This window comes from Mesorhizobium sp. M4B.F.Ca.ET.017.02.2.1, assembly GCF_003998955.1.
Taxonomy (GTDB): Bacteria; Pseudomonadota; Alphaproteobacteria; order Rhizobiales; family Rhizobiaceae; genus Mesorhizobium; species Mesorhizobium abyssinicae.
Window position 1 is genome coordinate 1 of sequence record NZ_RZOF01000029.1, and the last position, 20102, is coordinate 20102.

A 20102-nucleotide genomic window follows, 5' to 3' on the forward strand; every position below is an offset into this window, starting at 1 on the left:
GTGCGACGAGGCATTCCTCGAGACCAACGGCATCATCAAGGGAGCGATGAACCTCATCGACACAAGGCGCGCCGAGCTGCTCTACAGCCGCATGGGTCCGGCGATCGAGGCCTCCGGCGGCAGCGCCGGCAACACGGCGGCCGGCGTCGCCAGCTTTGGCGGCCGCGCCGCCTTCTTCGGCAAGGTCTCCAACGATGCGCTGGGCGAAATCTACGCCCACGACATCCATGCGCAAGGCGTCGCCTTCGACACCACGCCGCTCAAGGGTGAACCGCCGACGGCGCGCTCGATGATCTTCGTCACGCCCGACGGCGAGCGCTCGATGAACACCTATCTCGGCGCCTGCGTCGAGCTCGGGCCTGAGGATGTCGAGGCGGACAAGGCCTCTGGCGCCAAGGTCACCTATTTCGAAGGCTATCTGTGGGATCCGCCGCGCGCCAAGGAAGCAATCCGCCAGACGGCGATGCTGGCGCACGCGGCAGGCCGCGAAGTGTCGATGACCCTGTCGGATTCGTTCTGCGTCGACCGCTACCGCGACGAGTTCCTCGAGCTGATGCGTTCGGGTACCGTCGACATCGTCTTTGCCAACAGCCACGAGATCAAATCGCTTTACCAGACGGCGTCGTTCGACGAAGCGCTGGCGCAGATTCGCAAGGATTGCCGCATCGCCGCCGTGACCCGATCGGAAAAAGGCTCGGTGATCGTGCGCGGCGACGAGACCGTGGTGATCAAGGCGACCGCCATCAAGGAGCTGATCGACACGACGGGCGCCGGCGATCTCTATGCCGCCGGCTTCCTGCATGGCTACACGCAAGGCCGTGACTTGCAGACCTGCGGCGACCTTGGCTCACTGGCAGCCGGATTGGTGATCCAGCAGATCGGCCCCAGGCCCCGTCAGAATTTGCGCCGCGAGGCCGAGCAGGCGGGGCTGACCATTCCGGACGTTCAAACGAGTTAGTGGCCTACCTTCCCGTTGTGCAGGCTATCTCGCCAGAAGCGCAATCACGGAATAGGGAAATCCTGATGTCGAACATGATGAAGGCGCTGGTCAAGGCCAAGGCCGAGCCGGGCATCTGGATGGAAGAAGTGCCGGTGCCGGAAATCGGCCCGAACGACGTTCTGATCAAGATCAAGAAGACCGCGATCTGCGGTACCGACGTCCACATCTACAATTGGGACCAGTGGGCGCAGAAGACCGTGCCGGTGCCGATGGTGACCGGCCACGAATTCGTCGGCACGGTCGCCGACTTCGGCGCAGCGGTCACCGAATACAAGGTCGGCCAGCGTGTATCGGGCGAAGGCCACATCGTCTGCGGCCATTGCCGCAATTGCCGGGCGGGCAGGGGGCATCTGTGCCGCAACACCCTCGGCGTCGGCGTCAACCGGCCCGGCGCCTTCGGTGAATATCTGGCGATACCGCAGCACAACGTCGTGCCGATCCCCGACGATGTGCCCGACGAGATCGCCGCAATCTTCGATCCCTTGGGCAATGCGGTCCACACCGCACTGTCCTTTGATCTGGTCGGCGAGGACGTGCTGGTGACTGGCGCCGGGCCGATCGGCATCATGGGCGCGCTCGTCGCCCAATGCGTCGGTGCGCGCAAAGTGGTCATCACTGACATCAACCCGGTGCGGCTGGCACTGGCGAAAAAGCTCGGCGTCCAGCATGTCGTCGACGTCTCGAAGGAAAAGCTGCGCGACGTCATGCCGGCGCTCGGCATGACCGAGGGGTTTGACGTCGGCCTCGAAATGTCGGGCGCAGCCCCCGCCTTCCGCGACATGATCGATACCATGAACAATGGCGGCAAGATCGCCATTCTGGGCATTGCGCCGACCGGCTTCGAGATCGACTGGAACAAGGTCATCTTCAAGATGCTGCATCTCAAGGGCATCTACGGCCGCGAGATGTTCGAGACCTGGTACAAGATGATCGCGCTGGTGCAGGGTCCTCTCGACGTATCGGGCCTGATCACACACCGCATCGGGGTCGATGACTACCTCGACGGTTTCGAGGCGATGAAGAGCGGCAATTCGGGGAAGGTGGTGATGGATTGGTAGGGATTGCCTTGGCCGCTCTTCAGGAAAAGCTGACGGGACAGCACCCCTCTGGTCCGCCGGACATCTTCCAACGAGGGGAACATGGCTGGGTGGAGAGCTATGGCTCCGCTAGGTGCGCCCCCTAATCATGATACGGCGACGTATCGCGGCCCATCCGATAACGGTCGATGGTGGCAATTCGCCTCAGCCGATGACGGAAACCCGGTGAACGGATGCTCACAGGCCCCCACGCGATCGTCTATTTCCTAAGATCTGCGATTGAGGTCGAGGTGTTGCCGCCGTTTCAGCGGGTAAGATGCGTTAGACGACTTCCGGTACCTTTCCGGTCAGCGAATTAAGGAAGGCAACGAGCCGCATTGGACAGGTCGTGCCATTCCGGTTCGGGGGAAGTATGGCGCGGCTCAGCATGGCGACACGGTCGGAACTGAAGCGGCGATCGTGGAGCGTTATCGCGGCGTTGACAAGCGGCGCATTCTGAATGAGTTCGGGGCGGTAATCGGCTATTATCGCAAGCGCGCGCGATCCGTCTTATGAACCGTCGTGAGCAGAGGCCGTCTGCGGGCAAGAGCCGCAGCCGCTGTTACGGCAGCGATGTCCGCGAGGCGCTCATCGTGTTGTGGGAGGCTTCGGAGCGGCTGAGGTCCGCATCGTCGCTCGCGGCGGCCAGCGCCGCCGGGCAGGAATGAGTTCGGCAGTTCGCCGCTCGGTGCAAGCCCGCACCTTCGGCGATTGGAAAGATCCGCCGCCCGGCTTTGTTGAGCGCATTCGGGCACGTCTTGGTCGGGGAGCTTCGTGCAGACGATGGTGCTGACCGAAATTGCCACCGGCTGGACCGAATGCATTCCGGTCCGCACGCGCAACAGCGGCAATGTGATCATGGCGATCAAGCAGGCCCGCTCGCGGTTTCCCTGACCCTGTGCTGCTGTTTGCCGGCATCCGCCCGCACAGGAAGAGCTTGGAAAGCGGTCGATCGTCGTGGCCTGAATGCGGAAATCGAGGAGCCGTTGGTCGTCGATCTCCAGCCTGAACGCGGTCGTTTCCTGGTGCCGCAAATCGGCTGTTGCATACACATCCCTGTCAGACGTCAGTTTTCCTCGCCCATTTTGGTGTCGAGACGCGAAGTGCTCTTTTGGACCAGCAAGGCTTTTTGGAAATCTGAGAGCGGCTTTCCGCGGGGCGCTCCATTTTTGAGCATCAAGCTACCACAGCCAATGACGCGCAGGTTCCACCAGACTCGCCAGCCTTGAAGGACAGCGAAAATAGCATAGCACGACAGACACAACAATCCATCAGGAAGCCGCAGTCGTTGAAGATGCGGCGCTGCATCCATACCGTGGATGCATTCGATCCAAATAATCGATTTGTTCAATCAGTTTCTCGAAAGCTAACCCTACCCTCTGTGGGAATCGGGCTCTGGGCCGCGACGCTGCCTTGCGAGCGCAGGGGCTGCACGTAGGAGAGATGATGCAACGAGAAATCGCACGCGGGTTGCTGGCGTCGTGGGTTCGCCGACCGGCGTATTTGAGCCCGTCAGTTGGTCCTCACCCGCGCCTATTGCCACCGAGCGACTTGCATGTCCCTCCAACTCGGACCTGTTCCGAGAGATGCGACGAGTTGCGCGCCGTGTGCTCCGATCAGATGGCCGCCGGTGACGCGTCTCTCTTCGATAGGAGATGAAATGCGAACGCTGCTCGTGGATCATCATGCGGATCTTGCGCGCGCCATGCGACTTGCGCTCGGGGATGGCGGCTTCGTCGTTGATGTCGTTGGTACTCTGGAACTGGCCTCGAGTGCATTTTCTTGCGCCAGCTATGAAATTCTCCTGCTGGAATTGGCTCTGCCAGATGGCGATGGCTTGGGTTGGCTGAGGCAGTTGAGGACCCACGGGCATTCAGTTCCTGCCGTCATTATGAGCAGCCTTAACGATCTCGATAAGCGAATTGCGATCTTCAACGGTGGTGCGGACGACTTTCTGCTCAAACCCGTCTCTACCGATGAGCTTATCGCCAGAATGAGAGCCATTCTGCGCCGGGCGTCACAGATGACCGACCTGAGGCTCGTATTTGGCAATCTCAACTTCGATCCGGTCGCCCGGCAGGTTTTCGTTGCTGGGCACCCAATGATGATCGCACGTCGCGAACTCTGTATTCTAGAGCATCTGCTTAACCGGGCAGGCCGCATCGTGCCCCGTGCGCAGTTGGAAGATCACCTCTATTCGTTCAACGACGACGTGTCTGCCAACGCGCTTGAAGTCGGAATCTATCGTTTACGTGGACATCTGACCAGATCAGGTGCAACGCCACGGATCAAGACCATCCGTGGCATTGGCTACATTCTAGAATTGACTGACGCGTCATCCGCATAGTTTGTCGAATCGAAAGAAGATCTATTTTGCTGATCCTTCAACATCCTTGCCCTGCGCTCAATTGGCGGGCGATCGCCATCAAGGTTCCGAGACCTGCAGTGCCCCGTTACCTGGGCCATCTCCTCTGCGCGCTTATTGTGACTTTCCCACTTGGTGTCGCGGCGCAAAACAAGCAGGACAAAGGCGCGCCGCGTGCGGCTTCGAATAGCATCAATGCCACGCTGACCCTTTCCTCTTCGCTCGGGGAGACCGTTCATCTGCCCGCGCCAGCCACGACCATCTTTGTTGCTGACCCGACGATCGCGGATTTTCAGGCACCATCGAGCAAAACAATCTTCGTCTTTGGCAAGAAATCGGGGCGGACCAGCCTATTCGCCTTGGACGGCAACGGCGAGCCTCTCGCCGAATTGCGTATCGTTGTCACGCAACCGATCGGGGATTTACGCGCCATGTTGCGGGAGCAGGTCGGCGACTATCCCATCCGCGTCAACTATACGCCGCGCGGCGCAATCCTTAGCGGGACGGCGCCCGACGCAGAGGTCGCCGACACCGCAAAAAGAGTCACTGAGCAATATCTGGGCGACGGAGCGCAAGTCGTCAACAACATCAAGGTCGCTGGATCCCTGCAAGTTAACCTCAGCGTGCGCGTAGCCGAAGTCTCACGCAGCGCCATGAAGTCACTTGGCGTCAACCTGTCCGCCTTCGGTCAAATCGGCAATTTCAAAGTGGGCGTTCTAAGCGGAAGCGGTGCAAGCGCTGGATCTGGTTCAACCCAGGGTGGCGGTACAGCAGAAATCGGATTCGACAACGGTGTCGTCAACGTCAGCGCGGTTCTCGACGCGCTCGCCAAGGAGCATATAGCTTCCGTCCTGGCTGAGCCGAACCTCACCGCTATGTCGGGTGAAAAAGCCAGCTTTCTAGCTGGCGGCGAATTTCCCATTCCTGTCCTGCAGGAAAACAGGCAGGTATCGGTTGAATTCCGTCACTTCGGCGTCAGTCTGGAATTTGTGCCGACAGTTCTCAGCAACAATCAAATCAACATTCACGTAACGCCCGAAGTCAGTGAACTGTCGACGCAAGGTGCCGTGCAAATCAACGGAATTTCCGTGCCGGCAGTTTCCACGCGCCGAGCCGATACGGTCGTCGAACTCGCCAGTGGGCAGAGCTTCGCAATCGGCGGTCTAATCAGGCGGAACGTCAACAATGATGTCAGGGCCTTTCCCTGGCTCGGAGAAATGCCGATCCTGGGACCGCTTTTTCGCTCGTCCTCGTTTCAAAAAGAGGAGTCAGAACTGGTCATTCTAGTTACGCCTTACATTGTAAGACCAGGCTCCAACCCAAACCAGATGAGCGCACCTACGGAGCGGGCGGCACCGGCTTTGAACGGAGGGGGCGCTCCGACGAATTCCGTGGCAAGTCCCCCGCGAGACCGCGCTGCTATCCGTGCGGGCGCGCCAAGCGCCCAGGGCGGTCTCGGCTTCATCATCGAATAGTGTCGTCCAATGATGTTGCGTTTTATAGTCCTCTTTGTCGCTCTGGCACCAAGCGTAAGTGGCTGCACAAGCACTACGCCAGTTGATGTCGAACCATCGGCATCAATGCTTGTCCGAGAGGAGACCACCCTCCTGACGTTGCAAAGCCTGCGCGCTTCCGAACGGCAGCGTTTGCGTGATTTCCTAAACAAGGCCAGTCGCGGCCGATTCGATGCCCTCCACCTCCTCATCAGCGGTTCGCCCCAGCTCAGCGCAGGGGTAGCCCATCAGGCCAGGCAGTTGGCAATCGAAGCAGACAACATTCAATTGCTCGATCAACACGACGCCGGCTCAGTGCGAATTGAGGCGATTGTCTATCACGCCCGTCCGCCGGTCTGTCCCTCATATGGTGCCTTACCCAATGAAGAATCCTTCAAACAGCCGCTTGGTTGTTCGACAGGATTTAACCTGGCCGTGATGGTCAACGATCCGCGCGATCTGCTCGACAATCAGGCCGTCAAGTCCGGCGATGGCGATCGTGCTTCTGTACCAGTTGCCACTTACAGAACATTCGGGACGGATAAAGGTGGCTGATACCGGCCCTTATCTTGGCAGCACTCCTACCGGAGATTGAAAGCTTCCAATCTCGTCCTGATCTAAAATCAAAGGAACCGCTGGATGCAATATAGGCGCGATATCGCGGGCCTTAGGGCTGTTGCTGTACTTCCGGTCGTACTCTTTCATTTCGGAATTTCGGCGATCCCGGGTGGCTTTAGCGGGGTCGATATCTTCTTCGTCATCTCCGGCTACCTGATCAGCGGAAGCCTCTTGGATGACCTTGAACGCGGCCAATTTTCGATCGTCAACTTCTACTGGCGCCGTGCCCGGCGCATTCTGCCGGCTCTCGTCTTTGTGATGCTTCTCACCTGCATTGCCGCATTGTTCATTCTTCTGCCATCGGATCTGCGCGAATTCGGTCTTAGCATCATAGCTGCCTCGACCTTCTGGTCGAACGTTTTTTTCTGGAAAACGTCAAGTTACTTCTCGATCGATGCCGCGCTTCGACCACTGTTGCACACCTGGTCGCTTTCCGTAGAGGAGCAGTACTACATCTTCGCCCCAATCCTGATGTTCCTAATCTATCGCTACATCGGGAAGCGCTGGCTGACGACACTTCTTCCGATAATTCTCTGCAGCTTCGTAATGGCGGTGATGGCGACATCCCTGGCGCCCACCGCCGGATTCTATCTGCTGCCGACCCGAATCTGGGAACTCATGTTGGGCGCCCTGCTCATGCTCAAACGCCCCCCGCCGTTGGGCAACAGATTCCTGATGGAGTCGGTGGGGTTGGCCGGATTTGGCCTTCTCGCCATCGGGTTCTTCGCGCTTTCGGAGAGCGACCCGTTCCCAGGCTACAACGCCTTGTATCCATGCATCGGAACGGCCCTTCTGATCTATGTTGGCCAAAATTCCCCCTCGACGGTCGCCAGCCGCATGCTCGAAGTCCGGCCGCTGGTCTGGATTGGGCTCATCTCGTATTCTTTGTATCTTGTTCACTGGCCGCTCAATGCGTTCGCGCATTATCTTTCGTTCCAAAAACTCGATCCTTTGATGACCGGTGCGATGTTGGTAGCAAGCCTCGCATTGGCTGCATTCTCCTGGAAGTTTGTAGAGCAGCCGTTTCGACAGAAGAGGGCCTTCACCGCCCCGGGGCCTATCTTTGCCTTTTCAGCGCTCGCGATCGTTGTTCTTTGTGCCGGCGGAGCGGCGGGGGCGCTCGGCAACGGCTTTCCGCAACGGTTTCCGGACTATGTCCAGCGGCGCATTTCCGTCGGGGACTGGAGGAATGGCATCTGTTTCAACGAGGGCACCAGCCGGATCGAAAGCTGGAATATGGAGGATTGCACGCGCACTCGCGGTTTTCCAACAACGGTTTTTTTGTGGGGCGACTCCTTCGCCGCGCACTATGTTTCCGGCCTGGGTGCTAACATAAATCGGTTGCAGGCGAACATCGTGGAATATACGTACGCCGGCTGCCCGCCGATACTCTCTTACTACTCTTACGCTCGTCTTGATTGTGTCCGGTTCAATCGCAAGGCCTTGGACATCATCTTGGAAGCGGACATCAAGACGGTTATCCTCAGCGGTAAATGGAGTGACTATGAGGTCAGAGGCTTCGACGGTCTTCAGCAAACAATCGATACGCTTCGTGCCCTGGGCGTGCGCGTGTTTGTCATCGGCCAGTCTCCGCAGTTCCCAACTGACGTCCGGAAAATTGCGTTCTTCGCCAAGCGCCAAAATCTGGACGATACGTCCTGGCCGATGGCGATGGACCCCGGCATCAACGAACGTGTGCGCTCATTTACCAAAGGCGCCACATTCATCGATCCGCTGAAATTCCTGTGCAGCGCAGGACGCTGCCCCTATTCCGACAGAGGAGAGTTTATGTATTTCGACTATGGTCATTTCTCTTCAGCCGGCGCCACACTGGCAATCTCGAAATACTGGCCGGCTTTTGGCAAAGACAATGCTCTTCCTAAGACGAAGTAGCGGGTCAGACGGCTGACAAGCACCAGTGCGGGTCCCTGTGATTGCTCCTGCTTCGGCAGCAGCCGCGACGATGGAGCTGTTCAGGTTTAAGGCCACCCGATAGCGACCTAGGATGGGTGCTGCCACGCGGATCGGACTAAGCGTGCATTATCACGTAAATGTTGAGAGAATGAATGGCGCCGCGAAGGGCAATTCCAGCCATCACAGCGACAGGCGTGTCGCGGTCCCGACATAGCAGTGGCACTTACCTGACACGGCCTCACACTGCCCTCTAAACGGCCCCGAATTTGAACTGACCACCCCTGGCCGGTTCATTGGGCAGGTCAAGGGCTAGGCTGTATTACACAGGGCTCACCCCTTTCAGTCTCAAGTTGGTACGATGGGCCGTGGACGGTCGATGCAGACTTCAAGGATGGCGAAAGAAGCTCTCTATGCGTGCGTTGTCGAGGCAAGTGCCTTTGCCAGAGATGCTCGCGGCTGGAGAGATTTCAAAATGAGCGTTGGAAGCGGAGAATGCCGCCGACGCTGTTCGGCTTGCTCGTGCCCTTGACGGTGGTAGGGTCGGCAGGGCCGACGCCAAAGTTGCCGTAGTGGTCGTAATCGACCTCGGCTGTGACCGTGAAGCCAGGAACGACCATATAGACGACGTTTGCAGCCAAACCAGAATTCTTGAGCTGATCACTCGAGACCTGAAAGTTGAACGAAGTTTTCTCGTCAAACTCGTAGGTGGCGCCCGCCCAGAAAGCCCACTGGCCGTTCCAGATTTTGTACGAGCCGCGCACATGATTGGCGATTGCGCCGTTTGAGTCCTCGTTGAGACTGCCATTGGAACCGTAGCCGAACAGTCCAAACAGCGACAGCTGGTTTGTGACAGCGACGTCGACACGGATCTTGCCGGCCAAAGCTTCGTAGTTGCTGTCATAAGCCGCGACGCCGGTGATCGAGCCCCAGCCTTGCGTGTATTTCAAGCCGGCGACAACGTGCGGAATATAGCTGTCGATAGTACCGGCTGAGCCCGATCCTTGTTCGAGCGAAATCACGGTCGAAATGCCGTTGCCGGCGTCGAAGTAGTACTGAGCCACGTTGGTGTCGAAGCCGGCCGACCGAACGAGCATACTATCGAGAACGTTGCCAGCGTAGCTTACAAACGTATCGAAGGCCGACCCGTCCTTGCCAACTCGCAGGCCCCCCAGCTCGACCCAGGCAGAAGCCAGTGCGAGGCCGCTGTTGAAACCATAGTTCTGAGGACTGTCACGCGAGTTAGCGCTATTGCCAAAATTCACGTGGGTTTCGGTATAGGTCGTCAACGCGCCGAGCTCGGTCTGCTGGCCGCTCCAAGTTTTGAACGTGAAGCGTGTGTTGTTTCGCCAAGTGCCTTGGTCCTCGCCAGTTCTCACATCCGAGGTTCTTGCGCTGTCATACGATCGGACATCACCCAGGCCGATATCATAACGGACATAGCCGCCGATGCGCAGGCAGGTCTCGGTGTTGGGAATATAGAAATACCCCGAGCCGAGGACGTCGCAGATCTTGATGTACTCGGCCGGTTCCCGCTCGGCGCCAGCTGCTCGAACGACGGAGGCGGCGATCAGAGCAGTTAAGCCGAGAAGACGAATCTTGATGTACATGTCTAGATCTCCATGAAGGAATAAAAAGGATAGAGGCGTAAGAGCAAGCTTTACTCTAAATTTTGTGCGTGTTGTCTCCAATTTGTGGACGTAAAAGCGCTTGACATGGGAGGTTATCCAGCGTAAAAGCCACATGTACTTAGAATAGTGTTTTCTTCTAGGAGATTCATTATCGTTTATATGTGAAACACTCCGGTCAGACCGCTGCAGCCTCGGAATAGAGCAGCAAGCGACATGCCAACCTGAAGCGTAGATGCGGCCGACACCAAAATTGGGCCGACGCGCCTTCGTCTCGCTGGAATCACTTTTTTTGAGGGTCACTGCGAAAAGCAATGTGCGACACGGTTCGCCATGTTCGATATGTGACAGTCTCGTTTAACAGCGACGGCTTCCCGTCTGACCGCAACGGAGGCCGCTTCATGCGCTACCGAGAAGGATTACTGCGCGCGTGCGGTCCGCAAGGGCTGCGCCAGGAACAGAGGGCGTCCACGTCCGATGTGTCGCATGGTGGCCGAAGCACCTTTTCGCCGCTGTAAGTTCGCCGTGCAGGTACATTGCGCGGCCGATAGCGAGAAGGGATCGCACCCTGAAACGGTTGCCTAGGGCTCGCCTCGAGTAATTGGCGATGAACAGCATTCTCGAGAACTTAGTCTCGACGGAAAGAGCAACGAAAGGAAGCCGCTTGGACGAGCACGATCCGAAGGAAGAACTGATCGAGACCATTTTCCGCAACGGCACAATCACTGCCGTGGGTATCCTGCTTGCCTTTTCGCTCGGCTTCCTCACTCATTGGGCGGCGAACCCCTTGCCATGGCAACTCTACGATCTGTTCGCCGTAGTGCCGATCCTGCTCGGCATCGCACTGCAGATGAGAGCGCTGTCCATGCTGCTCGACATGAGTTCCTTGCGCCGCCCCATCTACGAACGCGCCAATCGCATTTTCATGGTCGGCCTCATCCAGACCGCGTGTGGCGTCGGGATGGCGATCTTGGTCGATCTTTTCGGGATATCGGTAGGGGGCACGCTGCCCGGCGCTTGACGACAAGCCACACCGCCGCTCATCGCTCGAAGCGACGTCAAGCTGGGGAGCCTTGTGCACCCCCTAGCGGCGCCTTCCTTTCATCAAATGAGCGGACGTCAGCTTTAGAGCGTCTCGGTGGCTAAAGCCGGTATGGTTTTTCGGCCGGCAGGGAAGGCCGCTGGCTGGACCTGGATGGCGTCTGAACGAGGCTTGACAGGTGCGTTGCGACGTTTGGCGTCGGACATGAATTTCGCATTGCAAAGTTCTTCCGCAGACGCCTCAAGCACACTGCATCGGCGTCACGTACTCAAACGTTGAATGCGGCACCGCACCATCACCTCAGGCGGACCATGGCACGCGCGCTCGGTTGATACCGTCCTCTCCAAGCGAGACTGCGACATCGCCGCCTCCGCCTTGAAAACGCGGAGAAAGCGGGACGCACTGACTTAGGTCAGAGACAGGACGAGCGCGCAACGAAACAATGATGGATCAGCGACGTGGGACGACAGCTCCTTGCACACCTCAATCCTGACAAAGTACCGGGACCCCCGGCCGCCTTGGTATACCATCTATCCGACTGTGCCAGACTTCTCTGCGGCGGTTGGTGCTGACGATTATGAGGAATGGCTGGGGGGCCTCCCGGCCGACGAATCGGTGTCGCTCTATTTCCACATTCCGTTTTGCCGATCCATGTGCTGGTATTGCGGCTTCCCTACCGCCGTCACCCGTCGCAACGGCCCGATCCTTAATTATTTGGCGGTGCTGCGTCAGGAGATCAGTTTGGTGTCGGAGCAAGCGCGGCAAGGGCTGCCGGTGAGCGATGTGCATTTCGGCGGCGGAACGCCTCACCTTATCGGGCCAGCCGAGCACTTAGCGCTGATGGAATTTCTACGCCGCCACTTCGCTTTCAGCAAAACTGCTGCGATCGCCGTGGAGTCGATCCCCGAACGTTCACACCGGAAATGGCCGAAGCCTTGGCAGCTACCGGTGTCAACCGCGCGAGCATCGGCGTGCAGAGCTTTGATCCCGATGTGCAAAAGGCGATCAATCGGATCCAGAGTAAGGTGCAGACGGCCGCTGCCGTCGAAAATCTCCGCCGGCATGGCGTTGGCCATATCAACTTCGATCTCATCTTCGGTCTCCCGAAACAGACTGTGCAGTCCTGCATCCAGACCGCGATGGCTGCGGTCGCCATGCGCCCCAACCGGTTTGCGGTGTTCGGCTACGCGCATATTCCTTCCGTGATAAAGAATCAGCGCCTAATCGAGCAGGCAGGTCTACCGGACGGCGATGTTCGCGCCGAACAGGCTGCAGCTGTCGCCGAGACACTGGTTGGCGCCGGCTACCGGGAGATCGGGCTCGATCATTTCGCTCTGCCGGACGACGAACTCGCGCTAGCGCAGAAGACCGGGCGCCTGCGGCGTAATTCGCTGGGATACTCGGCCGATACTTGCAAAACCGTGATCGGCTTCGGCGCGTCGGCTGTTGGCCGAGTCGGCGAGGGGTACGTTCAGAACGAAGTAACACGGGATTCTTACGCCCGGCACATCGCAAGTGGACGTCTGGCGACATCAAAGGGCCACCGGCTGACCGACGATGACCGGGTGCGCGCAGCAATCATCGAGCGACTGATGTGCGATTTGGAGGCCGACGTGCCGACCATCTGTGCCGCCCACGAAATCGAACCAGCTCGTTTTCTCGATTCAGTTGAGCGTTTGGTGACGCTGGCTGAGGAGGGGATCGTGGACGTCGAAAACGGCTTCATCCGCGTGCGGCCGGAGCACCGCTTTGTTGTTCGCGCCGTTGCTGCTGCATTCGATGCTTTTCTCGCGAATCGATGAGTTGAGGCCACGACTCCGAAGGCATCAGACCTTGTTTGGCGCTCGTCGGCATGGGCTCTCGCAGAAGACTCCGCAAGCGCATGCAGGGGACTTCCACTTGACGCCGCGTTCATCATCATCTCGCCTGGGTGCGCTCGATCGCACAACTCGGAGCACGCTGCTCTCGGCGTGAGGCTGTGCTCTGCAAAGCACCGGTGATCCACCCTGTCCCTGGATAGCAGCTTGATGGCGTCATCTTGGAGGACGAGAAAAGATTGTCGAGGTACGGGTACGAATTGCCTCGGTCGTTCGTTCAATCGAAAGCACTGTCTGCGGAGGCACCTCTCCTTCATGCAGTGACAGGAGATGCTGGCCGACTTCCTTATCTGCTGCGGTGAGTCGATGATTTAGGCGGAGAAAGTCCATCCAGGTGGGGGTGCGGAATGTCTCCGTCCAAAGTGACGGTGTTTGCAGATTTCGCTGGAGCGTCCAGTTTCGTGCACCGGCACGGCTCTGGACGTGTCGCCGCGTGCGCATGTAGCCCAGAAAGGCCTCGATATTTTCCTCCGATATCAAATACTCGACCTTGGCCACGATAGGGCCACTTCTGGGTTTCAGATCGAGAGCCACGTCCGGCGGATGAAAAACTGAACTTTCTTGATCCGTTTCTTCCCAGGGACGGACCGGCAACACGATCCCCGCTGCTGCAACCAGCAACAGAGCGCCCGCGGCGCCCTCCAATGCTGAGGTCAAGGAATAGTTTTGCGCGACAGAACCCCAGATCCAGCTGCCAGCAGCCATACCGCCTGCGCTCAAGGCGTAGTAAATGGAGAGCGTGCGGCCTACAACCCACCTTGGGCTTGCCAACTGCACCGACACGTCAATGCCCGTCCAGGTGATAAGCCAACCCGCTCCGCCGAGCGCCAGCGAAATGGCCGCCACAGGAACCGACGATGTCAGGGCAAGGGAGAGGCAACAGACTGCACAAGCCACAGAGGCGAAGGCCACCAGCCTGTTTTGAGACGTGACCTTCCTCAAGAAGCCGTTGCCCATGCCCGCGATGAAAGCACCCATGCCGAAGCCGGCCAATAAGATACCGTAGACAATTGGCCCACTCTTCAACTGATCCCGGACGACGAGAGGGAGCAACGCCAGAATGGAGATGCTTGCCAATCCGAAAAGAGCTGCTCGGGCGGTCGCTGCCCTGATCTCCAAAGACATCGCCGTAAAGCGCACTCCGTCATGAATTGCCGTCGTCATTCTCTCACGAGGGAGAGGCGAAGAGCGGACCTCCCATTTGGTGCGCCATATCGCGCTTATAGGCGCCAGATCACTCACCGCAGCCAAGGCGAAAGCGGCCAGCGGCCCAAAGACGGCCAGGATCACGCCCCCTAAGGCCGGACCAACGCTGCGCACAATGTTGTATCCGACGGACATAAGCGTCACTGCGGCCGGAATGTCGCGTTTGTGAAGGATATCGCCGACCGAAGCGTGCCAGGCCGGATCATTCAAGGCAAAGCCGCAGCCGGCCAGGAAACCTAACCCGAGAATCAGCCAAGGACTGACAAATCCCAGACCCACAGAAATCATCAGCGTCATCGACGCCGATGCTATCAGGCAGTGTCCCGCAAACATCACCCACCGGCGGCTGAAGTTGTCGGCAATGGCTCCGGCGAAAACTGAGAGGAAGAACACCGGCAGTGTGGATGCGGCCTGGACGAGAGCCACCATAAGGTCGGACGCTGAAATCGTTGCCATAAGCCAACTGATGGCGACCGTTTGCACTAGCCAACCGAGGCTGGAAATCTGGGTGGCCGTCCAAATTGAGCGAAACACCTTGTTTCGAAATGGGGCGAGCGTCTTTGAAACGGGCGGTTGAGGATTTTCGCTCTGCATGAGGTTTTGCTGGCCTTCGATGAGCGCTGCGATTTGAGCAAGTGGGTCGATACTTAGACATCGCGGAGCACCGCACGGAACCCAGCTCTATGGAGCTTGCCGGCGACTATTTGCGTATTGAGCCATTCTCATAGTCTCATTCATGAGCAGTCCTATGCGCAAGCGTTGCTTTGCTAAATTCCCACGACAAGCGCGCCGCCGCTGAGACCCGCACCCGCTGCCGCCAAGAGGACTTTCTCGCCAGGCCGAAACGGCTGCGCCCGATGGGCGAGCGACAACGAGAGCGGGATCGTCGCGGCGGAAGAGTTGCCATATTCGGCGATCGTCTTGACCATCGAGTGATCTGTGATGCCGAGGTTCCTGCCGACCGCGTCGAAAATGCGAGCATTGGCCTGATGCGGCACGAAACGATCGAGGTCTTGCGGCCTCAGTCGGGCAGCAGTGAGCGCGTCTCTCGAGCAGGCGGTCATCATCTCCACGGCCTTGGCGAACACTTCGCGGCCATCGGTGATCGTCATCCGGGTCTGCTCGAGGTCGAGGCCGCCATGGAACGGATTGTTGCTTCCACCGGCAGGAATCTGGATCAGCCCGTAACGCGAGCCGTCCGAATCCACCGAAGCGCCGAGAATGCCTCGATCCGGGTCATCGCACGGACCGATCACCACCGCGCCGGCGGCATCGGCAAACAGCACGGCGCTGGCGCGCTCGGCCGGATTGATGCGGCGGCTGAGGATGTTGGCGGCAATGACAAGGCTCGCTTTGCCATGCAGGCGAGTGAACCCGTCGGCGAACATCAGCGCATAGATGAAGCCGGCGCAAGCGCCGGTCAGGTCGATCGCGCCGGCGCGACCTAGTCCCAGCCGATGTGCGACCAGGGGCGCGCTTGGCGGCAGAAGATGATCGGGTGTGGAGGTAGCGAGCAACAGCAGGCCGATGTCGCCGCGGTCGATACCGGCATTGGTCAGCGCCATGTCGCCGGCGTGCGCGGCAAGGGCCGACAGCGTGTCTTCGTCCGCTGCCCAGAAGCGCGACCGTATCCCGGTGCGCCGCTCGATCCAGCCGGGTTCAAGCCCGAGACGATCTTCGATTTCCGGATTCTCCACCTTGCGCGCGGGCGCATGATGGCCAAGCCCGAGAATGCGCGATGATCGGCTCATGGCTTTGAGCCGAAGCGTTCGCCGGCCTCCTCGATGGCGTCATAGAGCCCATCCAACTCGTTGCCGGTAATGCAATAGGGCGGCAGAAGGTACAGGACATTGCCGAGCGGGCGCACGAGCAGGCCGCGCTCAAGAAAAAAAGCGCGCAGTTTTGGCCCGATCTCGGCCAGATAACCGGCTGAGCCGGTGCGTAGGTCGAGTGCCGCGATGGTGCCGGTTGTCCGGCAATCGGTGAAGCGAGGGTTGTCGCGAAAGCGTCGAAGCCCGGCGGCCTGTCGCTCGCTCAAGGCCGCGATCCGATCGGCCACCGGCTCGTCGTGCCAGATCTCGACATTGGCAAGTGCCGCCGCGCATGCAATCGGATTGGCGGTGTAGGAGCTCGAATGGAAAAACGTCTTCTTGCGATCCTCGGAATAGTGAGCCTGGAAGATGGCATCGGTGGCGATCGTGGCGGCCAGCGGGATGGTACCACCGGTCAGACCTTTCGAGGTGCACAGGATGTCCGGCGAGACGGACGCCTGTTCGCAGGCGAACATGGTTCCGGTGCGCCCCCAGCCGGTCATCACTTCATCGGCGATCAGCAGCGTGCCGGCGGCCTCAGTGATCCTCTTCAATTCGGTCAGAACCCAGGCCGGATACATGAGCATGCCGCCGGCGCCGAGCACGAGCGGCTCGACGATCAGCGCGGCGGCGCGCCGGTCGCGGGAGAGTGCCTCGAACCGATCCAGCGTTTCCTGCTCGCGCCCGGCGGCCGGGAAGGGGATGGTGTCGACCTCGAACAGCAAGGGCTCGTAGGCGGCGTTGAACACGCCACGGGCGCCGACGCTCATCGCCCCGATCGTGTCACCATGATAGCTGTGCTCCATGACGACGATGCGCGAACGCGGCGCGCCGATGTTGCGGAAATAGCCGAGCGCCATCTTCAGCGCGACTTCGATTGAGGTCGAGCCACTGTCGGAATAGAACACCCGGTCAAGGCCGGCGGGTGCGAGGCCGACAAGCGCCTCGGCCAGGCGCTCGGCCGGCTCGTGGGTGAAGCCCGCGAAGATGATCTGGTCGAGGTTCGACGCGGTCGTCTCGATGGCCTTCATGATGCGGGGGTGGCGGTGGCCATGAGTGACGACCCACCAGGAAGAAATCGCATCCAGGATGCGGGAGCCGTCGGCCTTGTGGAGATAGGCGCCTTCAGTCAGCACGATTTCAGGGATCGAGGGCTCTAGCGCGTGCTGCGTGAACGGATGCCAGACTCGAGACTGCGCCATCAGTCGCCTCCGGCAATCATGGCCAGGTCGAAGCCGGAAATCATTGCATCTCTCAACGTTTCACCCGTCAGCGGACCGAGGTGCGGCAGCCTGCCGAGCTGCGGCACGCCGCCGAATTCCACGATTGTCCTTTGCGTATCGGCCACCTCTTCGCCCATGAAGGCAATGCCGATGAGCGGGATGGAGCGGGCTCTCAGGGCCTCGATCGACAACAGCGTATGATTGATGGTGCCGAGCGCGGTGCGGGCGCACAGTATGACCGGCAGCCGCCATTGTTCGAATATGTCAATGAACCTTGTCTGTCGATTGAGCGGCACCATCAGCCCGCCGGCGCCTTCGATGACGAGCGGTGTCGGCAGGACCGGAAATGAAAGATCGTCGGCCTCGATCGCGACGCCGTCGATTTCGGCTGATCGATGCGGCGACAGCGGCATCGTCAGTCGATAGACTTCGGGCAGCACGCGTCCGTCGGGCAAGCCGGAAAGCCGGGCGACGACCTCGCTGTCAGTCTCCTCGTCGAGGCCCGATTGCACCGGCTTCCAGTAGAAGCCGTCGAGCAGCCCGGCAAGTCCGGCCGAAAATACTGTCTTGCCAATTCCGGTGTCTGTTCCGGTGACGACGATGCGTTTGGTCATGCTGTGGCCAACACCTCAACGAGAGCCTCGACCATGGCGGAAATGTCGGTCTCGTCGACGTTGAGCGTCAGCGAAATGCGCAGGCGCGATGTGCCCTCGGGCACCGTCGGCGGACGTATGCCGCGTATGTCGAAGCCGCGTGCCTGCAGGGCCGCCGCCACCGCCATGGTGCGCCCAACGCCGATGACAAATGGCTGGATCTGCGAGCCGCTGGGTACGACGCCGCAGCGCTCGGCCAATTGGCGGCCGGCGCAGGCAACGCGTTCCTGCAGCTGAGCGCGGCGCATGGGCTCGTCGGACAGAATAGTCAGCGCTTCGCGCGCCGCGACCGCCATCAGCGGCGAGGGCGCGGTGGCGTAGATGAACGGCCGGCACCGGTTGACGAGATAATCGCACAGTGTCCTCGGCCCGGTGACGAGTGCACCGGATGCGCCGAGCGCCTTGCCGCATGAGTGGAGCGTGACGATGTTGTCGCGGCCTTGGCACGCGGCGGCCAGTCCCCGGCCGTCCGGTCCCCAGATGCCGGTGGCATGCGCTTCATCGACGACGATGAATGCCTGGTGCCGATCGGCCATCGCGACCAGGCTCTCCATCGGCGCGCGGTCGCCATCCATGCTGTAAAGGCTTTCGACGGCGATCCACACGCGCCCCGTGCCGCCTTCGGCGCGCCAGCGGGTGATTGCGTCCTCGACAGCGTCGACGTCGTTGTGCGCGGCCAGCTTGAACTCGGCGCGCCCGGCCTGCGCGCCCTCATGCATGCTGGCATGGGCGAGTTCGTCGAGGACCAGCAGGTCGCCTTTCTGCGGCAGCGCGGTCAACAGGGCGAAGTTGGCGATGTAGCCGCTGCCAAAGAACAGCGCACGGTCGGCGCCGAAGAATGCCGCGGCGTCCGCCTCCAGTTGCTCATGTTCCGGTGCGTTGCCGCGCAACAGCCGCGACCCGGTGGCGCCAACCGGCGTGCCCCGCGCAATCGCCGCCGCAACCGCTTCGCCAAGTCTTTTGGAGGCGGCAAGTCCGAGATAGTCGTTCGACGAGAAGTCGAGACCGGCGCGCGGTGCGAGCGTCCGCAACCGGTCCTTGCGCGCCAGTCCGCGCAAGGATGCGTCATAGCGGGCAAGAATTGCCTCGTTCATTGCGTGGCGAGTTCCATCGGCTCGATGCCGAGACGCTGGAACAGAAGGCTATCCTTGTCCTCGCCGGGATTGTCCGCCGTCAGCAGCGTGTCGCCGACAAAGATCGAGTTAGCGCCGGCAAAGAAGCACAACGCCTGCGTTTCGTCGCTCATCGCCGTCCTGCCGGCGGACAGCCTTACACAGGATTTCGGCATCATCACCCGCGCGAGCGCAACGATGCGGACGAAATCGATCGGATCGATGGCGTCGGCCGCGGCAAGCGGCGTGCCTTCGATGGGAATAAGCATGTTGATCGGCACGCTTTCCGGCGGCTCGGGCAGGTTCGCGAGCGTGACCAGCATGTCGATGCGATCGGTCTTTTCTTCTCCCATCCCGACGATGCCGCCGCAGCAGACTTTCATCCCAACCGCGCGCACGTGCCCAAGCGTTTCCAGCCGGTCGGCAAAAGTCCTGGTTGAAATAACCTCGCCATAGTAGCGCTCAGAGGTATCGATGTTGTGGTTATAGTAGTCGAGACCGGCCTGCTTCAGGCGAGCAGCTTGCTCAAGATCGAGCATGCCGAGCGTCATGCAGGTCTCCATGCCGAGCGCCTTGACGCCCTCGATCATGGCGACCACAACGTCCATGTCGCGCTCCTTGGGACTTCGCCACGCTGCGCCCATGCAATAGCGCGTTGCGCCGCCATCACGCGCCTTGGCCGCTTCGTCGATGACATGCTTGACGTTCATCAGCTTCGACGCCTTCACCCCGGTTTCGTAATGCGCAGACTGGCTGCAATAGCCGCAATCTTCGGGGCAGCCGCCGGTCTTGATGCTAAGGAGCCGCGACAGCTGCACTCGGTTTCGATCGAAGTTCTGGCGGTGGATCGTCTGAGCTAGGAACAGCAGATCGTTGAATGGCATGCCGTAGATGGCCTCAGCCTCTTTGCGGTTCCATCGCGGAGGCGTTCCATCGACCGATTGCATGGTCTGGTTCACGTCGAACTCCGAGTTCATTCCAACCGTCATCGTCAAACCTTTGTTGCTAGTCCGGTACGCCTTCAGGAGTCTGTCGACCGGCAAGCTCGGTCCGACTTGGCTTTGGAGCGCACTCGCTAAAAGGCGAG

Annotated in this window: 15 protein-coding genes and 1 pseudogene; 8 read left to right on the forward strand and 8 right to left on the reverse strand. The window is 59.9% G+C overall.

Annotated features, from left to right (window positions below; translation table 11 throughout):
- Both EN738_RS06195 and tdh read left to right on the forward strand, forming a co-directional pair.
- Positions 1-958, forward strand: a 958-nt coding sequence (locus EN738_RS06195; RefSeq protein WP_145966827.1) for an adenosine kinase, incomplete at its 5' end; no start/stop codon positions are given.
- A gap of 65 nt (positions 959-1023) precedes the next feature.
- Positions 1024-2058 (forward strand): L-threonine 3-dehydrogenase, encoded by a 1035-nt coding sequence (gene tdh / locus EN738_RS06200; RefSeq protein ID WP_127282948.1) that lies wholly within the window; start codon positions 1024-1026, stop codon positions 2056-2058.
- 1084 nt (positions 2059-3142) lie between these two features.
- Here the strand turns inward: tdh and EN738_RS06210 are convergent.
- Positions 3143-3427, reverse strand: coding sequence for a hypothetical protein (locus EN738_RS06210; RefSeq protein ID WP_126089914.1), 285 nt, complete (start codon positions 3425-3427; stop codon positions 3143-3145).
- A 309-nt stretch (positions 3428-3736) separates the two neighbouring features.
- Between EN738_RS06210 and EN738_RS06215 the strand changes: the two genes are divergently transcribed.
- From EN738_RS06215 to EN738_RS06230, 4 genes are all read left to right on the forward strand, one after another.
- Entirely contained in the window at positions 3737-4423 is a 687-nt protein-coding gene (locus EN738_RS06215; RefSeq protein ID WP_029354874.1) for a response regulator transcription factor, read from the forward strand.
- Between the two features lie 71 nt (positions 4424-4494).
- On the forward strand, positions 4495-5916 hold the full coding sequence (locus EN738_RS06220) for a type II and III secretion system protein family protein (RefSeq protein ID WP_051695798.1): 1422 nt from the start codon (positions 4495-4497) through the stop codon (positions 5914-5916).
- A 12-nt stretch (positions 5917-5928) separates the two neighbouring features.
- Entirely contained in the window at positions 5929-6489 is a 561-nt protein-coding gene (locus EN738_RS06225) for a CpaD family pilus assembly lipoprotein (RefSeq protein WP_236473720.1), read from the forward strand.
- An 84-nt stretch (positions 6490-6573) separates the two neighbouring features.
- Positions 6574-8445, forward strand: a complete 1872-nt coding sequence (locus EN738_RS06230) for an acyltransferase family protein (protein ID WP_091595825.1) — start codon at positions 6574-6576, stop codon at positions 8443-8445.
- Positions 8446-8933: 488 nt separating this feature from the next.
- On the opposite strand, the gene EN738_RS06235 is transcribed toward EN738_RS06230, so the two are convergent.
- Positions 8934-10073 carry a porin gene (locus EN738_RS06235; RefSeq protein ID WP_095521259.1) on the reverse strand — a complete coding sequence of 380 codons (1140 nt, stop codon included), beginning with the start codon at positions 10071-10073 and terminating at the stop codon, positions 8934-8936.
- Positions 10074-10755: 682 nt separating this feature from the next.
- On the opposite strand from EN738_RS06235, the gene EN738_RS06240 reads away from it, so the two are divergent.
- Positions 10756-11112: a hypothetical protein gene (locus tag EN738_RS06240; RefSeq protein ID WP_091595902.1), complete on the forward strand. Its 357-nt coding sequence runs from the start codon at positions 10756-10758 to the stop codon at positions 11110-11112.
- Positions 11113-11607: 495 nt separating this feature from the next.
- Positions 11608-12935, forward strand: a pseudogene (gene hemN / locus EN738_RS06245) (oxygen-independent coproporphyrinogen III oxidase).
- Between the two features lie 231 nt (positions 12936-13166).
- Here hemN and EN738_RS06250 read toward each other — a convergent pair.
- The 6 genes from EN738_RS06250 to bioB all read right to left on the reverse strand — a co-directional run bounded on the left by EN738_RS06250 (position 13167) and on the right by bioB (position 19962).
- A complete protein-coding gene (locus EN738_RS06250; RefSeq protein ID WP_029354881.1) occupies positions 13167-14810 on the reverse strand; it encodes an MFS transporter in 1644 nt (547 codons plus the stop codon).
- A 173-nt stretch (positions 14811-14983) separates the two neighbouring features.
- On the reverse strand, positions 14984-15967 hold the full coding sequence (locus EN738_RS06255; protein WP_091595821.1) for a beta-ketoacyl-ACP synthase III: 984 nt from the start codon (positions 15965-15967) through the stop codon (positions 14984-14986).
- Positions 15964-17229 carry an adenosylmethionine--8-amino-7-oxononanoate transaminase gene (locus EN738_RS06260; protein WP_091595819.1) on the reverse strand — a complete coding sequence of 422 codons (1266 nt, stop codon included), beginning with the start codon at positions 17227-17229 and terminating at the stop codon, positions 15964-15966. Before EN738_RS06260 ends, EN738_RS06255 begins: the two co-directional genes overlap by 4 nt.
- Entirely contained in the window at positions 17229-17864 is a 636-nt protein-coding gene (gene bioD / locus EN738_RS06265; RefSeq protein WP_029354884.1) for a dethiobiotin synthase, read from the reverse strand. Before bioD ends, EN738_RS06260 begins: the two co-directional genes overlap by 1 nt.
- Positions 17861-18997 carry an 8-amino-7-oxononanoate synthase gene (locus EN738_RS06270; protein ID WP_029354886.1) on the reverse strand — a complete coding sequence of 379 codons (1137 nt, stop codon included), beginning with the start codon at positions 18995-18997 and terminating at the stop codon, positions 17861-17863. The genes bioD and EN738_RS06270 overlap by 4 nt, the downstream gene beginning before the upstream one ends.
- A complete protein-coding gene (gene bioB / locus EN738_RS06275; protein ID WP_236370746.1) occupies positions 18994-19962 on the reverse strand; it encodes a biotin synthase BioB in 969 nt (322 codons plus the stop codon). The genes EN738_RS06270 and bioB overlap by 4 nt, the downstream gene beginning before the upstream one ends.
- Positions 19963-20102 lie beyond the last annotated feature (140 nt).

Coding starts and splice junctions, on each gene's coding strand:
- tdh (WP_127282948.1), top strand. CDS start 1,024: ATGTCGAACATGATGAAGGCGCTGGTCAAGGCCAAGGCCGAGCCGGGC.
- EN738_RS06215 (WP_029354874.1), top strand. CDS start 3,737: ATGCGAACGCTGCTCGTGGATCATCATGCGGATCTTGCGCGCGCCATG.
- EN738_RS06225 (WP_236473720.1), top strand. CDS start 5,929: ATGTTGCGTTTTATAGTCCTCTTTGTCGCTCTGGCACCAAGCGTAAGT.
- EN738_RS06230 (WP_091595825.1), top strand. CDS start 6,574: ATGCAATATAGGCGCGATATCGCGGGCCTTAGGGCTGTTGCTGTACTT.
- EN738_RS06235 (WP_095521259.1), bottom strand. CDS start 10,073: ATGTACATCAAGATTCGTCTTCTCGGCTTAACTGCTCTGATCGCCGCC.
- EN738_RS06250 (WP_029354881.1), bottom strand. CDS start 14,810: ATGCAGAGCGAAAATCCTCAACCGCCCGTTTCAAAGACGCTCGCCCCA.
- EN738_RS06255 (WP_091595821.1), bottom strand. CDS start 15,967: ATGAGCCGATCATCGCGCATTCTCGGGCTTGGCCATCATGCGCCCGCG.
- EN738_RS06260 (WP_091595819.1), bottom strand. CDS start 17,229: ATGGCGCAGTCTCGAGTCTGGCATCCGTTCACGCAGCACGCGCTAGAG.
- bioD (WP_029354884.1), bottom strand. CDS start 17,864: ATGACCAAACGCATCGTCGTCACCGGAACAGACACCGGAATTGGCAAG.
- EN738_RS06270 (WP_029354886.1), bottom strand. CDS start 18,997: ATGAACGAGGCAATTCTTGCCCGCTATGACGCATCCTTGCGCGGACTG.
- bioB (WP_236370746.1), bottom strand. CDS start 19,962: ATGCAATCGGTCGATGGAACGCCTCCGCGATGGAACCGCAAAGAGGCT.